16 protein-coding genes and 3 tRNA genes are annotated in these 18,865 nt (G+C 55.4%); 12 read left to right on the forward strand and 7 right to left on the reverse strand.

The genetic code is table 11. From position 1 onward, the window contains the following. Positions 1 to 14: 14 nt before the first annotated feature. Positions 15 to 656 carry a hypothetical protein gene (locus PH5382_RS12295; protein WP_082645650.1) on the reverse strand — a complete coding sequence of 214 codons (642 nt, stop codon included), beginning with the start codon at positions 654 to 656 and terminating at the stop codon, positions 15 to 17. Positions 657 to 1,256: 600 nt separating this feature from the next. After that, positions 1,257 to 1,916, reverse strand: coding sequence for a glutathione S-transferase (locus PH5382_RS12300; RefSeq protein ID WP_058334682.1), 660 nt, complete (start codon positions 1,914 to 1,916; stop codon positions 1,257 to 1,259). 249 nt (positions 1,917 to 2,165) lie between these two features. On the opposite strand from PH5382_RS12300, the gene PH5382_RS12305 reads away from it, so the two are divergent. Then, on the forward strand, positions 2,166 to 2,738 hold the full coding sequence (locus tag PH5382_RS12305; RefSeq protein WP_058334683.1) for a histidine phosphatase family protein: 573 nt from the start codon (positions 2,166 to 2,168) through the stop codon (positions 2,736 to 2,738). Positions 2,739 to 2,811: 73 nt separating this feature from the next. Further along, positions 2,812 to 2,887: transfer RNA gene (locus tag PH5382_RS12310), tRNA-Val, on the forward strand. Between the two features lie 65 nt (positions 2,888 to 2,952). On the opposite strand, the gene PH5382_RS12315 is transcribed toward PH5382_RS12310, so the two are convergent. Both PH5382_RS12315 and PH5382_RS12320 read right to left on the reverse strand, forming a co-directional pair. Next, positions 2,953 to 3,492 (reverse strand): tyrosine-type recombinase/integrase, encoded by a 540-nt coding sequence (locus tag PH5382_RS12315; protein ID WP_058334684.1) that lies wholly within the window; start codon positions 3,490 to 3,492, stop codon positions 2,953 to 2,955. Positions 3,493 to 3,498: 6 nt separating this feature from the next. Next, positions 3,499 to 3,717 carry a hypothetical protein gene (locus PH5382_RS12320; protein WP_058334685.1) on the reverse strand — a complete coding sequence of 73 codons (219 nt, stop codon included), beginning with the start codon at positions 3,715 to 3,717 and terminating at the stop codon, positions 3,499 to 3,501. A 1,515-nt stretch (positions 3,718 to 5,232) separates the two neighbouring features. Here PH5382_RS12320 and PH5382_RS12325 point away from each other — a divergent pair. Further along, entirely contained in the window at positions 5,233 to 5,466 is a 234-nt protein-coding gene (locus PH5382_RS12325; protein ID WP_156414898.1) for a hypothetical protein, read from the forward strand. A gap of 188 nt (positions 5,467 to 5,654) precedes the next feature. On the opposite strand, the gene PH5382_RS12330 is transcribed toward PH5382_RS12325, so the two are convergent. Beyond that, positions 5,655 to 7,289, reverse strand: coding sequence for a putative bifunctional diguanylate cyclase/phosphodiesterase (locus tag PH5382_RS12330; RefSeq protein ID WP_231751867.1), 1,635 nt, complete (start codon positions 7,287 to 7,289; stop codon positions 5,655 to 5,657). Between the two features lie 561 nt (positions 7,290 to 7,850). Here PH5382_RS12330 and PH5382_RS12340 point away from each other — a divergent pair. The 6 genes from PH5382_RS12340 to PH5382_RS12365 all read left to right on the forward strand — a co-directional run bounded on the left by PH5382_RS12340 (position 7,851) and on the right by PH5382_RS12365 (position 11,898). Then, positions 7,851 to 8,222, forward strand: coding sequence for a hypothetical protein (locus tag PH5382_RS12340; RefSeq protein ID WP_156414900.1), 372 nt, complete (start codon positions 7,851 to 7,853; stop codon positions 8,220 to 8,222). A gap of 79 nt (positions 8,223 to 8,301) precedes the next feature. Then, positions 8,302 to 9,420 (forward strand): ABC transporter substrate-binding protein, encoded by a 1,119-nt coding sequence (locus PH5382_RS12345; RefSeq protein ID WP_058334690.1) that lies wholly within the window; start codon positions 8,302 to 8,304, stop codon positions 9,418 to 9,420. Beyond that, on the forward strand, positions 9,420 to 10,520 hold the full coding sequence (locus PH5382_RS12350; RefSeq protein WP_058334691.1) for a FecCD family ABC transporter permease: 1,101 nt from the start codon (positions 9,420 to 9,422) through the stop codon (positions 10,518 to 10,520). Before PH5382_RS12345 ends, PH5382_RS12350 begins: the two co-directional genes overlap by 1 nt. After that, the gene (locus tag PH5382_RS12355) at positions 10,517 to 11,296 is read left to right on the forward strand and encodes an ABC transporter ATP-binding protein (RefSeq protein ID WP_058334692.1); all 780 of its coding nucleotides are present in this window, start codon (positions 10,517 to 10,519) and stop codon (positions 11,294 to 11,296) included. The genes PH5382_RS12350 and PH5382_RS12355 overlap by 4 nt, the downstream gene beginning before the upstream one ends. A gap of 354 nt (positions 11,297 to 11,650) precedes the next feature. After that, positions 11,651 to 11,727 (forward strand) — tRNA-Asp (locus PH5382_RS12360). Between the two features lie 94 nt (positions 11,728 to 11,821). Continuing rightward, positions 11,822 to 11,898: transfer RNA gene (locus PH5382_RS12365), tRNA-Asp, on the forward strand. 447 nt (positions 11,899 to 12,345) lie between these two features. Here the strand turns inward: PH5382_RS12365 and PH5382_RS12370 are convergent. Both PH5382_RS12370 and PH5382_RS12375 read right to left on the reverse strand, forming a co-directional pair. Next, the gene (locus PH5382_RS12370; protein WP_058334693.1) at positions 12,346 to 12,567 is read right to left on the reverse strand and encodes a hypothetical protein; all 222 of its coding nucleotides are present in this window, start codon (positions 12,565 to 12,567) and stop codon (positions 12,346 to 12,348) included. A 382-nt stretch (positions 12,568 to 12,949) separates the two neighbouring features. After that, positions 12,950 to 14,338, reverse strand: coding sequence for a M20/M25/M40 family metallo-hydrolase (locus PH5382_RS12375; protein WP_058334694.1), 1,389 nt, complete (start codon positions 14,336 to 14,338; stop codon positions 12,950 to 12,952). A 574-nt stretch (positions 14,339 to 14,912) separates the two neighbouring features. Here PH5382_RS12375 and hemA point away from each other — a divergent pair. The 3 genes from hemA (at position 14,913) to ispG (ending at position 18,743) form a co-directional block, all read left to right on the forward strand. Then, positions 14,913 to 16,136, forward strand: coding sequence for a 5-aminolevulinate synthase (gene hemA / locus PH5382_RS12385; RefSeq protein WP_058334741.1), 1,224 nt, complete (start codon positions 14,913 to 14,915; stop codon positions 16,134 to 16,136). 131 nt (positions 16,137 to 16,267) lie between these two features. Continuing rightward, positions 16,268 to 17,461 carry a helix-turn-helix domain-containing protein gene (locus PH5382_RS12390; protein WP_058334696.1) on the forward strand — a complete coding sequence of 398 codons (1,194 nt, stop codon included), beginning with the start codon at positions 16,268 to 16,270 and terminating at the stop codon, positions 17,459 to 17,461. Between the two features lie 160 nt (positions 17,462 to 17,621). Further along, entirely contained in the window at positions 17,622 to 18,743 is a 1,122-nt protein-coding gene (gene ispG, locus PH5382_RS12395; protein ID WP_058334697.1) for a flavodoxin-dependent (E)-4-hydroxy-3-methylbut-2-enyl-diphosphate synthase, read from the forward strand. Positions 18,744 to 18,865 lie beyond the last annotated feature (122 nt).

The raw sequence follows: 18,865 nt of genomic DNA on the forward strand, positions 1-18,865 counted from the left end.
CGTCTGTAATGCCCTCACAAAGTGGCGCAGGTGCTGGTAGAAATTTCACCCGGATGAACCTCATAGCCTCTTTGAGGATTCAGGATCACGTTCTGAATGCCGGTAATACTGTACATGCAGCGATCAGAATGAGCTTCACCTACCGATCTACCGCCGACATAGATGTCCAGCCAGTCATGGCCCTGATAGCCGCTATGGCAAGGACCGTATTGCGGTGTATTCCCGTCACCGCACAGATCTTCGACGATGGCGTATTTGCGCAGTTTTTCGATATAGAACCGCGTCCCCGCCGGATAATCCATAACACTGCGTGTGCCGGTCTTGATATGGCCCACAGCCAGGGTCACCGGGTCGTCATAGGTTCCGGTTCCACCGGCACTTCGGTGAATGACCGGGCGGGCGATTTGCGCTGAACCCCGTGGGGTATTGTCCCAATAGCTATAGCCAGTCAGATAGACGTTCATGCTTTGTTCTGAAGGTTCCGGTTTGGCGCGGGTGCTGTCTGCTCCTGAATAAGTCGAGGTTTCCAGGCTCGTCAGAAGGCGGGTGCTGTAATCGGCATCACGTCTGGTTACCTGTTCCGTTTCGACACTACAGGCCGAAAGGCCACAGGCCACAGCAGTTGCAACACTAATTAAGCGGGTACTTTTGAACATTTTATTTACTCCGGTGTGGGCAGCACATTGCAAGAGGAGTTGATGAGTGACTCCTGTGCCTGCCAATCTGGCGGAATAGGGTTTATTGCTGGATAAGAAATTTTGATGCGATTTATTAAAATGAATGAAAAATTTAGATCAAATTGAATTGTTTCTCTGAAATTTTGAGGGCTGGCTATCAGGATTTTGAAATTGCAGTATATTTTTAAAAAGCCGCTGGTTTTGTTTCTATAGATGTCGCACGATTCAGTTTAAATTTTAGACGTCTCGCGTTTTTCGAAATTTTTGAGATCATCCGCCTTGGGTATCCGAAGGTCAGGTTGAGAGAAGTTCTGTTTCGGATTGAACGTGTCGTAAACAGGCGTTGCAGGATCTTGAGAGCGGAATGAAAACAAAACAGAAGCAGGTAAAATCAGTTCTTCAGGTATCTGATGCTTCGGTTTTCGGACTTGGATTGAATAAGTAGATCAGGGGGAAATTTCCTGCAAAAAACACGTCCGAAAAGAAACACTGTCAAAAACAGATTCGGGTCCTATCACATGCTGCGGATAGCCTCGGTCAATGCGCAAGCAGGAGAGGTGCCTGTGTTTACGCCATCAGTCAGGACAACGGTGGCTCAGCCCCAGTTTGAGACGGAAAAAGCACGGCAGGCTGGTCCGGACACCACTGTGGGTATTTCGGCATGATCCGCTCGAAGGTGTGTGAGGTGAGAAACCTGTTCAGCCAAGCCTGCAGGTCCGGCCAGGGCTGCTGGTCAAACCAGGGTTTGTCTATAAAGGCAAATTGGCGGACAAAAGGTAAGATGGCAAAGTCCGCGATCGAAGGGGTCGTAAAAATCCAGTGGCCGATCTGTTCGTTCAAATCGGCGAGGAACTCCCCTGCGAGTTCTCGTTGTTGCACCGGATCCGCTTCAGGATAGCGGTTGGCGTATTTGGTGCGATCCAGAGCAGTCTTGAACGGCCCATCCGCGCGTGCAATCCACTCCCAGCCGTGCTCTGGCATCGCCAGCCAGTTTTCCGGGTCTTTTTGCTGTAATGCCCAGATCATGATGTCCAGACTCTCGTCAATCGCCTTGTTGTGGGCCTTGTCCTGGTAGGTGAGGCAAGGAACCGTGCCGCTTTGCGAAGCCTGAAGGAAGGCAGCGGGCTTGTCGCGCAGAACCACTTCGCGCAGTTCCACGCTTAGACCAGCAGAGACCAGGGCAAGTCGGGCCCGCATTGCATAGGGGCAGCGCCGAAAAGAGTAGAGGATGGGTCTCATGTTTGTTGGCCTTTGACGGTCTCCGGGCAAGATATGTGCAAGCGGGGCCGGGAACAAGGCCGGGAACAAGGCCGGGCACAGGTCGGCCCGGAACAAGCCGACCTGTGCGAACGGGCAGCAGGGCAGGGCGGAGGGCAGAGTTCCGGGAGGGTAGGATACGGAGCGGGCTTTTCTTCCGCTTGGTGGGGGGGTACGAATTGCTGCGAGCGAATTGTTGAACCGTAAGCATTGTCAAAGGACGCATCCCTAATGACCGTTTTTCCAAAGATCTGGTTTCTGCGTCACGGCCAAACCGAATGGAACGCCGAGCGGCGTATTCAGGGGCAGTTGGAGTCGCGCTTGAGCGCACTTGGCAAATCGCATGCGCAGCAGCAGGCGGCGCTGATGACTCCGATCCTGCAGCAAAACCCTGCCTGCTATGTTTCACCATTGGGGCGGGCGCAGCAGACTGCCAAGATTGCCCTTGCAGGGGAGGCCTTTGAGACGGACGCGCGTCTCGCTGAAGCGCATGCTGGTGCCCTGCAGGGGATGACCCTGGATGAGGTCGCCGAGCGCTTTCCTGAGATTTCAGCCGCCAATCCAAGGCATCTAGATCTGTTCTGTGCGGCACCCAATGGCGAAGGATTTGACAGTTTTTATACGCGCATTCATGCCTTTATGGAAGATCTCCGGGAACCTTCCGTGGTGGTGGCTCATGGATTGCTGGGGCAGGTGATGCGAGGCATCGCTCTGGGGCTGACGCGGCAGAAGATGGCGGAGCTGTCAAATGAGCAGGGCTGTATCTACCTCCTCGAAGGTGGTCGCGAGATGGTTTTGAAGTAATGTGATTTTTTTCAAGAAAATGTTTGAAACCCTCTTGCACCCGTTCGGATCTTTGTCTAAATCCCCGCATATCGGGTGATTAGCTCAGTTGGTAGAGCGCTTCGTTTACACCGAAGATGTCGGGAGTTCGAGCCTCTCATCACCCACCAAAATTTTCAAAAGCTTAGAGTTGCTTTGCAAAGTGCTCCAAGGTTCAGTGAACCTGAGATGAGTATCAGCGCGCCTCCCGAATCTGGACGAAATCAAGGATCTCAGCCGCATACTGTAGGCAGTCCGGGGCGAAACGTGCATAGGCCTGATAGGTGATCGCGACTTTTGAGTGTCCGAGGTGCTGAGCCACCTTCTCCAGCGACACGCCATTTGATACCATGGCGACTGCGCTAGAATGGCGGATTGTATGCAGCGTCACTCTGTCAAGCTTGGCGCGACGACGGTAGGCGTCTTCAAACCCCTTGCGATTATTCTTCACCTTGCCCCCAGCATATTCGATCAGATAGTCACTGAGGGCGGCGTCATGCGCAGTTCGGAGCGCGGCCCGGATCCCGGCATTCATCAGGACGATGGCGCGGCCTTTTCGGGTCTTGTCGTCATCAAGGCGCAGGTTGATAATCCCGCGCTGGAAGTCTACCCGATCCCAGGTGAGATCCAGAACAGCTCCGAACCGACCCGCTGTGGCGAACAGCAAGTGAATTGCCAGCGCAATGTGTGGAGATGCAGCAGCGTCGATCAGGGCCGCAATTTCTTCCTTTTTCAAGAAACTCTATATGGGCGTGGGTTTTGCAGGGCGCTCGATAGATGGTGCCCTATCGAAGATCCGCTCGTTCACGGCAAAGCGCATTGCGCTGCGAAGATGTCCCAGCTCTGTGTGGATGCACCGATCGTTCAATTCCAGATAGGCGCGTTCTTCTGGCGAGAGGGGAAAGTCTTTGCGGGTTTTGGTCTTGCCCAATTTACTTTCAAGTTGGTCATTGATGCCCATGGGCCACTCCTTTCATAGCTTCCGCCAGCGCCACGCCTCAAAAATCAAGATCCAAATCCTGTCGGGGTGGCCGAGCGATCAGGAGATCGAACTTTTGTGTTGGCGGGGCCGCCGCGCGATATTGGACTGGAGTGATAAAGTCGAACCCCTGTCGGGACGTTCCCCGACATCGATGCCTGATAGGTCGTAAAGCAAGAGGCACCGTCATCGTGCGGGGCCTTTTCGATTCTGGTCGTCGGCGTTTTCTGGACTGGAGTCCGCTATGCGGAGAAACCGAAATTTGCAAAGACGCCATATATCAGCTTAGGCGTGGGGCAGTCCAAGCGATCACCCCTCAAAAAGCAGTCGTTCATCACACTTCAGCATGGGCCCAATCTGAGGCTAAACCCCGTATGCTTCCACATCGGCAGACTGCCGAACAGGTGGAGGAGCGCGCCTCAATCCTGCAAGGCAAAACCAGTCGGCCAGTGCGGTTTGAGATCACTGAAGGCACACGGGCTTCGCTTATAGCATGGCACGATGTGCTGGAACACAGACGCGCTGAGTTTCTTTGGCCAGGGCGCCTTCATGACCGGCCTCACATTGGAACGCGCTAATACGCGCGGCTAGTTCATCAGTGGGTTGCTTCATTCTGCCTTGAACCAAGCGCCGATGGCACCCATTCGATGCAGCGCACAGAGGTGGCTTAGATTTAACACAAGACCGGAAATTTAACGCAAGACCGGAAGCCTGCGTGCGGTTCAAAAGCGCCTTAACGTTCAGATCTTGAAGGCTTGGGTTGGACGCTCCTTCAAGGCATCTACCATCGCGGCGAGGAGGTCTTTTTGCCGTTCTGGCGGGCGGAAGCGGATATTCATGGTTTTTGTCTGCGTATTCACATGGATCAAAGAAGTGACACCTATGCCGCACTGACAGGACATGGAACAGGCTCTAAGATCGGATCACACACGGTAAGGCTGTGTGTAGTCGGCGGCGCTTGGGTCGAGTTCCCGGCCCAAGGTGAGGGGGCGGCAGAAGAAGAGCATCGGCATTCCCCTATAGAACAGATCTGTTCGCCTGTTGGGCGGGGCGTTTCCTTTGGGGAAGCAGGGAGAGGCAATGTGCTCATCTGATGGTAGCGTTTCATCACCGTGTGGGCGTTGACGCGCGGTTCCTCCATGGGCCGACAGGGTGTCATGTCACGGGGGTAAAGGGTGACGCCACGCAACGGATGGGGCTGTTTGTTCGTCGCGCGGGTTCTTTGTCGTTGACACGGTGCATTTTTCTGAGGCAAAGCACCCTGCGGTTGCTAGAGTGTTGGTCCGAGTGTCAAAGTTCTACTCTGGTTGAGACGCAAATGCGTCCAATGATCCTGCTCATGAAGGCAACTATTCTAGTATTTTAGTTCTCACGTTTTGTTGTCAGTTTCGGAAACGGCCATCAGCTTGATTGTTGTGGGTTGGTTGGGATCGACTATGGTGATCGTTTTGTGTGAGGTCACTCGAGGCTTGGAAGATCAAATGCGAGGCGTGAGCCGTGGAAATTTTGGTGTTTGTATTTAAGCTGGCTGTGCTGTTGTTGCCCTTGTTTTTGTTTGGTTTTTTCGGATTCTGGAAATGGCGCAAACATTATGGTGGCGGGACGATTCTGGGATACTTTAGTCGATATGTGATAAAGAAGAGAGACACTGATGATGAGTTTCCAGTGTATGCGCTGAAGGTTGGATTATTTTTGGCGTGGATTATGTTTTCTGCGCCGATACTTTTTTGAGGGCTGAAAAATGAGCAACGGTGCTGATGAACTTCATCGGGGCAGGCGCTGTTATGAGCCCGTAGCGCGAGATCGTTGTCCAAAGAACCTTTGGGGCATATGCTGAAGATTGTTTGCGTCTGCCCCAAGCACCGATCTGAAGGTGTCTCAGAATTTCAAAGAAGAATCCCGTTGGATGATATTTTCGTTCAGACCGTACCTGTTTGAAGGGGCGACGTGGTGGCTTTGGAGAGGGTAACGAGAGCCGGAATTGCATCTGGTTGCAAGGGGTTTGAGAACAGGAAGCCCTGAACTTCGTCGATGCTGATCGTCGAAAGGGCCTCATATTGCTCACGCGTTTCGATCCCCTCAATAATGATTGTATGGCCAAGTGTTTTAGCCATCGCCGCAACGGCGCGCACGATTTCCAAACTACGTGGACGACTTGAAACATCTATGACGAGAGACCGGTCCAGTTTCATCGACGTGTACGGAAGGCGCGACAATTGCGAAAGGTTCGAGTAGCCAGTTCCAAAATCGTCAATGGCTATTTTGAGACCAGCCTGCCGAAGGGCCATCATCTGTTCCTGTGTCGTCTCAAAATCACCCATTGCCATGGTTTCGGTAATTTCAACCTCGATCAGATCGGGGTGAACTTCGTATTTTTCCAACACACCAAGAAGGCGTCGTACCAGATTCGGATCGGTAAATTCAGCTGGAGACACATTGACCGAAACACTTATTGAATGGCCTTGGTCCTGCCATGCGCGACATTGCCGGACAGCCTGTTCGAAAACAACGGCCCCAAGCAGTGGCATCAGGCCTGCCTGCTCTGCAATGGGAATGAAAATTGCGGGAGAAATCGGTCCTCGGGTAGGGTGGTTCCAGCGTGCAAGGGCTTCTACAGCGTTGCAAGTCAGATCGGGCGTGGCAAAACGAGGCTGGAAGGCAAGACAGATCTCATCGTTTTCGATTGCGTGTCTGAGGGCGTTCTCGACGTCTCTCCGATCCTGCCATTGTGATCGCAGGACGGAGGTTACGCAAACCACCCGGCCACGGCCTGTACGTTTGGCCTCATACATTGCCAGATCTGCCATATTGAGCAGATCTTCCGGCGTGTTGGCATCTTTGGGATAGCGGGCAAGGCCGATGCTGGCGCCAACATGGACTTCGGCACCGTCAATCTCAAAAGGCTGCTCAAGACTGGTCAGAATGGCTGCAGCAAGTTCTTCGGCGTTTCCGGAGGATTGCGGAAGAAGGGCGACAAACTCGTCGCCAGAGAAGCGAGCGAGAACCGTATCACGCGGTGGCTCGTTACACAGTTCTCCCATCGTGGTCATGCAGGTTTCCAGATCTTCCAGGCGCTTTCCAAGCGCTTCGGCGATACGGCCGCTGCTGCGGCGTAAAAGCTCATCCCCAACCTCATGCCCATGCATGTCGTTGATCCGTTTGAAGCCATCAAGATCTATGAACAGGACTGAGAATGAGGCGATGCCAGGCGTTTTTGCAAGCTGGTCGAGAAGGTGGAAGACGACCGCACGGTTGGGGAGGCCGGTAACGTCATCGGCGTAGGCAAGGACGTTCATCCGAAGGATATTGTTGTTCAAACGCTTTGCCATCTTGCTGAAACTATCGGCAAGGCCGCCGACTTCACAGGCGCAGTCGACGTTCACGGGGGTGTTGAAGTCTCCGGCAACGAGAGCCTCTGTGCTGCGACGCAGGGCCAGAATTTGAGAGGTCAGTTTTTTAGCCGCGAGAAAGGTAATCAACGCGGGCATCAGGACAGAAAGCCCGATGCTCAGGGTGAGCTTCCAGCCCGCAAGACCGGTCTCGATAACCTGCAAAAGACCAAAAATCGCGAGGGCTCCAGTCAAGGCGCCCATCAAGCCAAATCGTACCGGAATACTATTCAGGCCTTCGCCTTTTCTCTTCACCGCTTTGACCTTTCAACACGATACGCACCTGACTAGTATTGTGGGGAATTCGCTCATTTTCCGTTAATATTTCGTGTTGAAAAAATGGGTAATTCCTAAAATTGCTACGGTTGGCGCCTCATGTGCTACAGAATTTTTGCTACAGAGTTTTTGAATTCGAACATGCCCGCAGTGGCGTACCTAAACACTGAGCAGGGATTGCAGGTCACATCTTTTGCCTGCTCAAATCTCTTGGCCAAAACGCCAGCAATGGGCTGCTTCAATCTGTTCACCGTATTCACAGCCTTGGACGCCAAAACGCGAGGGGGCCACAAGCGAGATGGGTTTTCGGAAGGGCTGAGCTGTCTTTTGGAGCCGAGGCTTGTTTTGATCACAAGCCGTGCTGCGTATTTGACGCCCATATTCAGTCTGTTGAATGCCAGAGACGAACGTGCGAATAAGGCGGCGTTCCAGCAATGAACCGGAGAAAACGTGCAGCAGTCCCTACGTCATAAGATCGGAATGATTCTTCCGGCGCTGACCTGGCTGTTCGTGCAGTTCTCCATGTCTGGTATCATGGTCGGTACGCCGGCGACGGCCACGCAAATCGAGATCTGCTCGCCCTTTGGTGTTCAGCAGATCATGATCGATCTTGAAACCGGTGAACCCGTCGAACCCATGGTTGGCGGTGGCTGTGATTGGTGCCAGTCCTTTGGCGTGTTTGCCGATACAACGGACCGCACAAACGTAAACTGGGTTCTTCATAAGCCCGGTTTTCAGCTCTTGCTGTCTGCCCCGCCGACCAGGCACACCCCGCTGCGTCTCGTCGCAGGATTTCAGAGCCGCGCGCCGCCCGTTCTTTGAGTTTTCACAACACCTGACTGAAATTCGAACCGCTCCTTCGGGCGTGGTTACGGACCTTGTGTGAACCAAAGGAAAAACAATGTTCAATACACTTTCACGCGGCTTTGCCGCCGCCGCTTTTGCGGCTAGCTTCGCCCTGCCAGCCTGGGCTGAAAACATTACCATCACCGACACGATGAACCGTGTGGTCGAGATTCCGGAAGATCCGCAGCGTATTCTGCTGGGGTTCTATTTCGAGGACTTCATGGCCGTAGCGGGCCCCGAGGGCTATGATCGCGTTGTCGCCATTTCCAAAGACACCTGGGCCGGCTGGCGCAATCTGCAATGGCAGACCTACGCCGCCGCACTCCCGCGTTTGGAAGAACTCGCTGACGTGGGCGAAGTCGATTCCGGCACCTTTTCGCTAGAGGCTGCCGTTGCTGCAAAACCCGATGTCGCGTTGTTGGCATCCTGGCAATACAAGGCTTTGGGGGACGTCGCAGACCGGATCGAAGCCGCAGGCATTCCCGTTGTTGTGCTCGATTACAATGCGCAGACCGTCGAAAAACACGTGCAATCCACGCAGATTCTGGGACAAATCATTGGCGCCGAAGAGCGCGCAGATACTCTGGCTGGTGAATATGCCGCCGCAGTCGCCGATGTTGAAAAGCGTCTGGCTGCGTTGCCTGAAGGCGCGGCTCCCAAAGTCTACGTAGAACTGGCGCGCAAAGGCCGCGATACGGTTGATAACTCATACTCCGGTACCCAATGGGGCAGCGTCATTGATCAGCTCAAAGCCAACAACATCGCCAACGGTCAGATCAGCAACTGGGGCAAACTGAGCCCGGAGTATGTGCTGACGCAGAACCCGCAGGTCATTTTGCTGGCCGGCTCCGGCTGGGCAGGCCGCGATGAAGCCGTTGTTATGGGCCCTGGCGTAGACACGGCACTGACCCATGAACGGATGCAGGCCTATCTGGGGCGTCCCGGCTGGGAAAGCCTCGATGCGGTAAAGAACGGCCAGATTTATGGCATCTATCATGGCGGCAATCGCACGCTTTATGACTACGCCTTTTTGCAGTTCCTCGCCAAAGCCATGTATCCTGAGGCTTTTGCCGATGTTGATCCGCAAGCCGCACTGGATCGTTTCTTTGCGACCTATATGCCGGTCAAATTTCAGGGCACCTATATGACGCAACTGCCCGGCGCAGGCGACTGATGGCAAGCCTTTCCGGCGCGTCGAAACCACAAACGTCAGGGGCGGCATCTGCTGCCCCTGACAGCACCTCGGCTCCAAACAGTTATCCTGCATTGGTTGCGCGCAGGATGATCCGGCTTGGCGCCACGATTGTGCTGCTCTGCGGTCTGGTTGTGGCTGACATTCTGACTGGTCCTGCCATGCTATCCGTAGCTGATGTGCTGCGTACTTTGTTCACTCCAGCGCAGGCAGACGCGCTGACACGGGTGATCATATTCGATATCCGCCTGCCGATGACCTGTATGGCCATTCTGGTCGGGATGTCGCTGGGCACGGCGGGGGTGCATATGCAGACCGTTCTGGGAAACCCCCTGGCAAGTCCCTATACTTTGGGCTTTTCCGCAGCTGCCGGTTTTGGCGCCGCATTGGCCATTCTGACGGGGGTGTCCTTGCCACTGGTGCCCTGGCTCACAATCCCGCTGGCCGCCTTTGTCATGTGTGCCGCAGCTGCGGCAGTGGTCTTTGCTTTTGCCCGCATGCGCGGGATGAGCCCAGAAATCATGGTGCTGGCAGGCATTGCTACCTTGTTTTTGTTCCAGTCAGCACAGTCTCTGGTGCAATACATGGCCTCCCCTGAAGTGCTGCAATCCATTGTGTTCTGGCTGTTTGGTTCCCTGCTGAAGGCAAGTTGGATGAACGTGCCGATTGTTGCGGTGATCTTTACCCTGTGCAGCCTGGCCGTGTTGCCCAATCTCTGGCAGCTTACCGCACTGCGCCTTGGGGATGCCCGCGCTGCGGCCATCGGTGTCGATGTGCAGGCCTTGCGGATCAAACTGTTTGGCCTGGTCGTTTTGCTGACGGCGGGCGCTGTCGCCTTTGTCGGGACCATCGGCTTTATTGGTCTGGTTGCCCCGCATATCGCGCGTATGCTGGTGGGCGAAGATCAGCGGCTTTTACTGCCGATGTCTGCGCTGATGGGCGCCATCACCATGACGGGCGCGTCCGTTCTGTCCAAGCTGGTCTCGCCAGGTGGCGTAATCCCGATCGGCATTGTGACGGCTTTGATTGGGGTGCCCTTTCTTTTCTTTCTCATACTGCGTGGCCAACGGAGGCATTGGTGAGTTTATCGTTTCAAGATCTAAATGTGGCCTACGGGACCACCTCGGTGCTTCGTTCGCTGAGTGATCAATGGCCCACCGGGCAGCTGACGGCTCTCATTGGGTGTAATGGCGCGGGAAAGTCTACTCTGCTCAAAGCTGTTGCCGGGTTGATCCCATCGACTGGGCATCTGCATCTTGATGACGCGGAGATGTCTTTGGCCGACCGCCGTCGCCACATCGCTTATATGCCGCAAGACACCAGTGCGGCGTCGTCTCTGACCGTGCTTGAAGTCGTGCTTTTAGGAAAGCTGGGCTCATTGGGGATGCGTCTTCCTGCATCTCTTGTCGACGAGGCCATGTCTGCTTTGTCGGTGTTTGGGCTGACGTCTTTGCACAGGCGGCGTTTGGATGAAATCAGCGGTGGGCAACGTCAGTTGGTCTATCTGTCACAGGCGATATTTCGGCAGCCCAGAGTTCTCTTACTGGACGAGCCAACAGCAGCGCTGGATCTGCGTCATCAATTGCTGGTTCTGGAGCGTCTCCAGCAGCATGCCCGTAAACAGGGAACAGTCATCGGGCTCGCCATGCATGACCTGAACCTTGCGGCACAGTTTGCCGACCGACTGATCGGACTTCAGGACGGCCAGCGGGTAACAGCAGGATTGGCCGAGCATGTTTTGACGCCTGAAAACTTGCGGCTCATGTACGGCATAGATGCAGATGTCAGCCGGGGAGCATTCGGACAGTTGCAAGTCTTTCCGCTGCGCGCAGCAGAACTAGAGGCTCGCGGATTGTAACGAGCCGCCCCTTGGGTTTGATGCCATTTGTTGCCTAGTTCGGGAAACCGGTGTCATGGTCTGTGTCAGAGCCGCAACTGGAGATTCCTCAATTTGGGTCAGGTTTGCTTCAGGATAGGTTCTGCCAGGCCGGGACCATCGGCTATGCCATAGGATATGTAGAATACGGGTCAAAGCGGTAGTGCTGCGTGGATCGTGAAGAGCCCCTTTGAAACCTGAAATTTCAAATGCTTAGTCCTTTTCGGGGATTTTTTTTGGCCAAAGTATAGAAAATGCCAAAACACCGCTTGACGATCCCCGAGCCCTAGGAATATTACAGCCCAACATTCAGCGGCGACGTTGGATGGGCAGCGGGCGGTTGTAGCTCAGTTGGTTAGAGTACCGGCCTGTCACGCCGGGGGTCGCGGGTTCGAGCCCCGTCAACCGCGCCACCGCTGTCTGCCTGATTTGGGCATGACCAAATTCCGCCTCGGATGAGGCCGCTCCGGATGGGGGAGGTGGTGAAAGCCACACAAAAGAAAATGCGCGGTTGTAGCTCAGCTGGTTAGAGTACCGGCCTGTCACGCCGGGGGTCGCGGGTTCGAGCCCCGTCAACCGCGCCACTTTTCATTCTGCCAATTTCTTCAAAATGCATGATTTTCCAAGTATTTTTTCCGCAGAGCTTTGTTTCGCAGAGTACGTTCTGATTTGCATGCCTTGATAGTTGAAGGCAGCCAATTGACGGCAGACAATAACAGCCAGGGCAATTTTCGACCAATAGTCTCGCACGACCTTTGTTTTTTGGACGCAAGGCAGCGGGGTAGTCATGGTCCTAAAGCGGCTATGGTTCTGCGTATTTGTTTACCTGACTTAAAGCCTGCCGTTGCAAAACAGTCCCTGCAAGGCAATCAATGAAAGACCGGCCAATGAAAGACCGGCCAATGAAAGATCGGCCGGTGCAAGGCCGGTCTGTTAGGGGCAGGCTTTGATCAGGAACGTGGGTTCAGCGCCATGACGTGCTGTCGTCTGTCTCGTCGTGCTGAGCGGACTGTAGGGCGACTTGTAGTGACCTATGGGGCAGGGGGGACCGGGTCGGCAGCGGTGTCGTGGCGCCATTCCGTCAGGTCTGAATTGATCCAGGCTGCGAGGCGCTCCATGTCCGGCGTTTTTTCTGCTTCGAGAAATCGCATCATGACGCGCACCCCGTGCTGATAACCGGCGCGGTAGCTTTCTTCCGGATCACTTTGGGTACCTTCAAAACCGGCTGGCCGCTTGAATTTGCTTTGTGCCATCACTCATCTCCATTCACAAAACCACACAACTGGCCGCAGTATTGCAAATTTGGGATAAACAACTCTTAAAGACCGAAAGCGATGGCGATAATTCGGCAAAAAACATGCCCAGGCAAAGCGTAATGTCGGCCAAGAACGGGGCAAAGAGGGCAGACAGCCTTTGTCTTTGATGTCGTGGTGCGGAGCAGACAGGGGAGGCGGGCAAGAGAGGCGGGCAGGTGCAGTTTTGTGATATGCTGCTGAACAGTACCGTGGCCGAAAGTGCCGTGGCCCAGAGGAGAGCTGGCCTGGCTGGAAAATGACTAGGCTGGAAATTGATTTGGCCGGAAATTAACCCGGCAGGGAGAGAGCTCCTCCCCCGGCCGATCACGCGCTTGACCCTTTACTTTGTAAGAGCGTCCAGAATGCGCGCCCACGAACGCATCCCTTTGTGAAAGCTCTTCAGGTCGTATTTCTCATTGGGGGAGTGGATCGCATCATCGTCATTGGCGTAGCCGACGAGCATTGATTCCATGCCCAGAATGGATTTGAAGAAGCCGGCAATGGGGATCGACCCACCCATGCCGCAGAATACGGCCTCACGGTTCCATTCGTCACTGAGCGCGCCGCGCGCCGCCTCAAACTCGGGGCGTGAAATATCCATCACCGAAGCTTTGGAGCCTTCCAGGTCATTGTCCCAGATGACTTTGCAGTCGGGCTTCAGCTGCGCTTCCACGTGTTCGCGCAGATTGTCACGCAGCGCATCGGGATCCATGTCACCGACAAGGCGGCAGGTGATCTTGCAATGCGCCTCTGAAGGGATCACGGTTTTGGAGCCGGCACCATTGTAGCCGCCCCAGATGCCGTTGATTTCCAGCGTCGGGCGGGCCCATTGCTGCTCCAGGATGGAATAGTCCTTTTCGCCATGGGCCTGAGTGTAGCCTGCGTTGTCGAGGTAGTCCTTGGCGTCAAACCCCGAAGCTTCCCACTGGCGTAGCAGCTCTGCAGGCACTTTGTGCACACCGTCATAAAAACCGTCGACGGCCACGGCACCGGTGTCTTCGTTATAAAAGGAAGCGATGATGCGTGACATCTCGCGCAGCGGGTTCAGGCCGGGGCCGCCATAATGGCCCGAGTGCAGATCGATGCGCGGCCCAACCAGGGTGAACTCATCCTTCAGCATGCCGCGCAGCTGCGAGGCAATCGAGGGAACGCCGCGCGATACCATCGAGGTATCACAGATCAGGGCAAAATCGGCCTTCAGCTCTGCCGCGTGTTCTTCCATGAAAGGCACCAACGAGGGAGAACCGCTCTCCTCTTCGCCTTCAAAGAAGAAGGTGATGCGGCAGGGGAGGGAGCCGTGAATGGCTTTCCAGGCGCGACAGGCTTCGACGAAGGTCATCAGCTGGCCCTTGTCATCAGAGGATCCGCGTCCCCGGATGACAGTACCATTGTCGGTTTCTTCCAGCTGCGGCTCAAACGGAGGCGTTTTCCACAGGTTCAGCGGATCAACGGGCTGCACATCGTAGTGGCCGTAAAACAGCACATGCGGAGCGTCGGTGTTTTCTTCACCGATATGGCCCACCACCATGGGGTGACCCGGGGTGGGGCGTTTTTCGGCCTTGATGCCGATGGTGTTCAGATCAGCCACCAGCCAGTCTGCGGCCTTGTCGCAGTCAGCCTTGAAGGCGGGGTCGGTAGAGATGGACTGAATGCGCAAAAGTTCCAGCAGCCGTTGAGTGGCGGCATCAAGGTCAGTGTCAATCCGTTCAAGTACGTCATTTAGTGACATTGGGGGCTCCGGCAGTTGTTTTGAGGTTGAATTGGTCGAGATAGCCGCGACCCTAGCAGCGGTCTTTATGAGGTGCCAGATACTGCTCTGGCCAAATCGCGTAAAAGGAGAAAGGGGGCGACACTATGCTGATTTTCCCAGGGGCCTTCATGCGCTCGACCAGGGGCCTTCATGCGCTCGAAATGTACTCAAATCCCGAGACCTGCGCCATGTTGACCCTGCCGGATGCTGGTTCTCGGGGGGGGGCATCGCAGGGAGGGGCTTCCAACAGGCTGGCAAGAGACGGGCAAAAGACCGGTATTGTGTTTCCAATGCGCGGCATTTGCCGGATTTGTCGCAGCCCTCATGACGCAAAGGTGGGCAAACTGGGCGCAGGGCTCCTTGCCGCCCGTCCGCTATAGGTCTATTTGATCTGCATCAAAGTTGTGGCGGGCAGCGAAGCGTATCCGGTTGAAGTGAGGGCGCGCATTTGTTACTCATTCATGAATGTGAATGGGACTTGCCGCTCGCAACTGCACCAAAGACACAGCCTGCGCTGCCACGCAAAGCGCCTCAGATAGCTATGGAGAAGCCTGTGGACTATACCGCGAAACTTGATGCTGCCATCGAACGTCTGCACGATGAGGGGCGCTATCGTACGTTTATTGATATCGAACGCAAGAATGGCCAGTTTCCCCATGCGGTCTGGACCCGGCCAGATGGCACCACGCAGGACATCACCGTTTGGTGTGGCAACGACTATCTTGGCATGGGGCAGAACCCGGTTGTGCTGCAAGCCATGCACGAAGCGATTGACGCGACAGGTGCTGGCTCCGGTGGCACCCGCAATATCTCGGGCACCACGGTCTATCACAAACGCCTAGAGGCGGAGCTTGCGGATCTGCACGGCAAAGAAGCGGCGCTTTTGTTCACCTCAGCCTATATTGCCAATGATGCGACGCTTTCGACGCTGCCCAAACTGTTTCCCGGCCTGATCATTTATTCCGATGCGTTGAACCATGCGTCGATGATCGAAGGCGTGCGTCGCAATGGTGGTGCCAAGCGGGTGTTCCGCCACAACGATGTGGCCCATCTGCGCGAGTTGTTGGCGGCGGATGATCCTGCCGCACCTAAGCTGATTGCCTTTGAATCAGTCTACTCCATGGATGGCGATTTTGGCCCGATCGAGGAAATCTGCGATCTGGCGGATGAATTCGGCGCGCTGACCTATATCGATGAGGTGCACGCGGTAGGCCTTTATGGTCCGCGTGGCGGTGGCGTTACCGAGCGTGACAACCTTGCTCAACGTATTGATATTATCAACGGCACCCTTGCCAAAGCCTATGGGGTGATGGGTGGCTATATTGCCGCTTCGCCAAAGATGTGTGATGCCATCCGTTCCTATGCACCGGGCTTCATCTTTACCACCTCACTGTCGCCTGCGGTTGCGGCTGGGGCGGCAGCCTCGGTGGCCTATCTCAAGGACCACCCGGAGCTGCGCGAAAAGCACCAGGAGCTGGCCAAGGCGCTGAAACTGCGGCTCAAAGGGCTGGGGCTGCCGATCATTGATCATGGCAGCCATATCGTGCCTGTTATTGTAGGTGATCCGGTTCATACCAAAAAGCTGAGCGATATGCTGCTGTCAGAATTTGGCCTCTATGTACAGCCGATCAACTACCCAACAGTGCCGCGCGGAACCGAACGGCTGCGGTTCACCCCGTCGCCAGTGCATGGGCCACAAGAAATTGATCATCTGGTGCAGGCAATGGACAATCTCTGGTCGCATTGTGCGCTGAATCGTGCCGAACTCGCTGGTTAAAACACAGATCTGTGTTCAAATCAGTTGAGTGTGTTATGTTTTCATCAATGAAAAGGTGCGGGGGAATCGCTGGGGTGATTCGTTTAGCGCCATAGATGTCGACTACGGCAGGCTAAGATGGGACAGCGGGCATGATTAGGCGCCTCACTTTGCGCAGATCGTCGGAGCACGAGGATATTTCTGCTCCGAAAAGCTTTGATGATTTTGAACTGCGTCTCGGGGATATGATGCGCGGTGAGCGGGCCACCATGGGGAAATCCCTGCTGGATGTGCAACGCGAACTACGCATCAAGGCATCCTATGTCGCTGCCATCGAAAATTCCGACCCTTCTGTTTTTGATACACCTGGCTTTATCGCCGGCTATGTTCGGTCTTATGCCCGCTATCTGAATATGGATCCGGATACGGCGTTTGAAACATTCTGCCGTGAAAGCGGGTTCATCGTGGCCCACGGCATGTCCGCCGAAGCCTCCTCTCGCAAGGCGGTGGTTGCACCGATCTCTTCGGGGATGGGGCTCGGCAGTGGGGCCTTTACCACCCCGACGACCCCTTTTGCCCCGGCAGCGGCCGGTATTTTCAGCCAGATTGAACCCCGTGCGATTGGATCTTTGGCTGTGCTGGTGGCGTTGATTGGTGGCATTGGCTATGGCGGGTGGAGCATTCTGAAAGAAGTGCAGCAGGTGCAATTTGCACCGGTTGAACAGACCCCGCTGGTTCTGGCGGATGTGGATCCCCTGAATGGGGCCAGCCGCAGCGCTCTGGCGCAGGGCAACACAGAAGACCCGGCAGCCGAGGCGCTGGATCGTCTGTATCGGCCGCAGGCGCTTGAGGTGCCTGTACTGACCGCCCGCGACGCGCCCATCGCCAGCCTGGATCCGCGCAGCCTTGGAAATTTTGCGGTGCCAGAGCTGCCAAGCCTGATTCTGGCCGAGGCCAGCCTGCCGGACGCCACTGTGGTGCCGCAGGTCGTGGAAGACATTGCTCCCGGTGTTGAAATGGTTGCTGTGCGCCCATCTTGGGTGCAGGTCACTGCGGCCGACGGTTCCGTGATCTACGAGGCCATTATGAATGCCGGGGATAGCTTTTCGGTGCCGCTCACTGAAGAAGCTCCAAAATTGCGTACTGGCGAAAGCGGCGCAATCTATTTTGCTCTCAACGGCGGCCACTATGGCCCAGTTGGAAATCGCGGACAGGTGAGCAAGAATGTCGATCTGTCCGTCGATGGCGTGTTGGAACGGTTTGCCGTTGCGGACCTGTCTGACGTGAAAAACAGTGCATTGGCGACCATGGTTGCGGCTCTTCAGGCAGAGCCTGCTTCTGACTAATCTGTTTTAGACCGGTCTCGAGTGCTTCCTGACGGCATGATCTTCGAAAAATTTCGCGGACGATCTGGGAACTGCGTCTGTGCTGCCCATTGCAGCAGGGCGCATCAGCCCGTATCTAACAGGCAGAACGGATACAGCGGATCAACCGGGACTAGCTTTTATGTCGATGAACCACATTCGCCCCTGGCGCAATATCGAACGGCGCAAAAGCCGCCAGATCCATGTTGGCAAAGTGCCCATCGGGGGGGATGCGCCGATTGCGGTGCAGACCATGACCAATACGCTGACCACCGATGTCGCGGGCACCATCGCGCAGGTTCAGGCCGCTGCCGAGGCTGGCGCTGATCTGGTGCGGGTCTCTGTCCCGGATGAAGCCTCCTCCAGGGCGCTGAAAGAGATCGTGGCGGAAAGCCCGGTCCCCATCGTGGCGGATATCCATTTCCACTACAAACGCGGTATCGAAGCCGCCGAGGCCGGTGCCGCCTGTCTGCGAATCAATCCGGGCAATATCGGTGACGAAAAGCGCGTGGCGGAGGTCATAAAAGCTGCCCGCGATCATGACTGCGCCATCCGTATTGGGGTCAACGCAGGTTCGCTGGAAAAGCACCTGCTGGACAAATACGGCGAGCCCTGTCCGGCAGCCATGGTCGAAAGCGGTCTTGATCATATCAGGATCCTCGAAGACCATGATTTTCACAACTTCAAGATCTCCCTCAAGGCTTCTGATGTCTTCATGACCGCCGCCGCCTATCAGCAACTGGCTGATGCCACCGATGCGCCTATTCATATTGGCGTGACCGAGGCGGGGGGCTTTGTCTCGGGCACCATCAAATCCGCCATTGGTCTGGGTCAGCTGCTGTGGATGGGCATTGGTGACACCCTGCGGGTCAGCCTTTCGGCGGACCCAGTCGAAGAGGTGAAGGTCGGCTTTGAGATCCTCAAATCCCTTGGTCTGCGCCATCGCGGTGTTAATATCATCTCCTGTCCGTCTTGCGCGCGGCAGGGGTTTGATGTGATCAAAACTGTTGAGGCGCTCGAAGAGCGTCTGGCCCATATTCATACACCGCTCAGCCTGTCGATCATTGGCTGCGTGGTGAATGGTCCTGGCGAAGCGCTGATGACGGATGTCGGCTTTACCGGCGGTGGTGCCGGGTCGGGCATGGTCTATCTGGCAGGTAAGGCCAGCCACAAGATGAGCAACGCTGCCATGGTGGATCACATCGTCGAAGAGGTGGAGAAAAAAGCCGCCGAGATCGATGCCGCAGCAGAGGCGGCTGAGTAAGTAAATACCTGTCATCTAGACACAAAAATGGCACGCCAGAAAATCTCTGGCGTGCCATTTTTTGTTCCGGTCCTGTTTCAAGAGACAGGCCGTGACCTGAAACAGGCAACGGGTGCGGTTGA

The organism is Phaeobacter sp. CECT 5382 (assembly GCF_001457775.1).
Taxonomy (GTDB): domain Bacteria; phylum Pseudomonadota; class Alphaproteobacteria; order Rhodobacterales; family Rhodobacteraceae; genus Pseudophaeobacter.

Excerpts from the sequence above, each read along its gene's own strand:
- PH5382_RS12295 (WP_082645650.1), bottom strand. The coding sequence starts at position 656 with ATGTTCAAAAGTACCCGCTTAATTAGTGTTGCAACTGCTGTGGCCTGT.
- PH5382_RS12300 (WP_058334682.1), bottom strand. The coding sequence starts at position 1,916 with ATGAGACCCATCCTCTACTCTTTTCGGCGCTGCCCCTATGCAATGCGG.
- PH5382_RS12305 (WP_058334683.1), top strand. The coding sequence starts at position 2,166 with ATGACCGTTTTTCCAAAGATCTGGTTTCTGCGTCACGGCCAAACCGAA.
- PH5382_RS12320 (WP_058334685.1), bottom strand. The coding sequence starts at position 3,717 with ATGGGCATCAATGACCAACTTGAAAGTAAATTGGGCAAGACCAAAACC.
- PH5382_RS12345 (WP_058334690.1), top strand. The coding sequence starts at position 8,302 with ATGTTCAATACACTTTCACGCGGCTTTGCCGCCGCCGCTTTTGCGGCT.
- PH5382_RS12350 (WP_058334691.1), top strand. The coding sequence starts at position 9,420 with ATGGCAAGCCTTTCCGGCGCGTCGAAACCACAAACGTCAGGGGCGGCA.
- PH5382_RS12370 (WP_058334693.1), bottom strand. The coding sequence starts at position 12,567 with ATGGCACAAAGCAAATTCAAGCGGCCAGCCGGTTTTGAAGGTACCCAA.
- PH5382_RS12375 (WP_058334694.1), bottom strand. The coding sequence starts at position 14,338 with ATGTCACTAAATGACGTACTTGAACGGATTGACACTGACCTTGATGCC.
- PH5382_RS12390 (WP_058334696.1), top strand. The coding sequence starts at position 16,268 with ATGATTAGGCGCCTCACTTTGCGCAGATCGTCGGAGCACGAGGATATT.
- ispG (WP_058334697.1), top strand. The coding sequence starts at position 17,622 with ATGTCGATGAACCACATTCGCCCCTGGCGCAATATCGAACGGCGCAAA.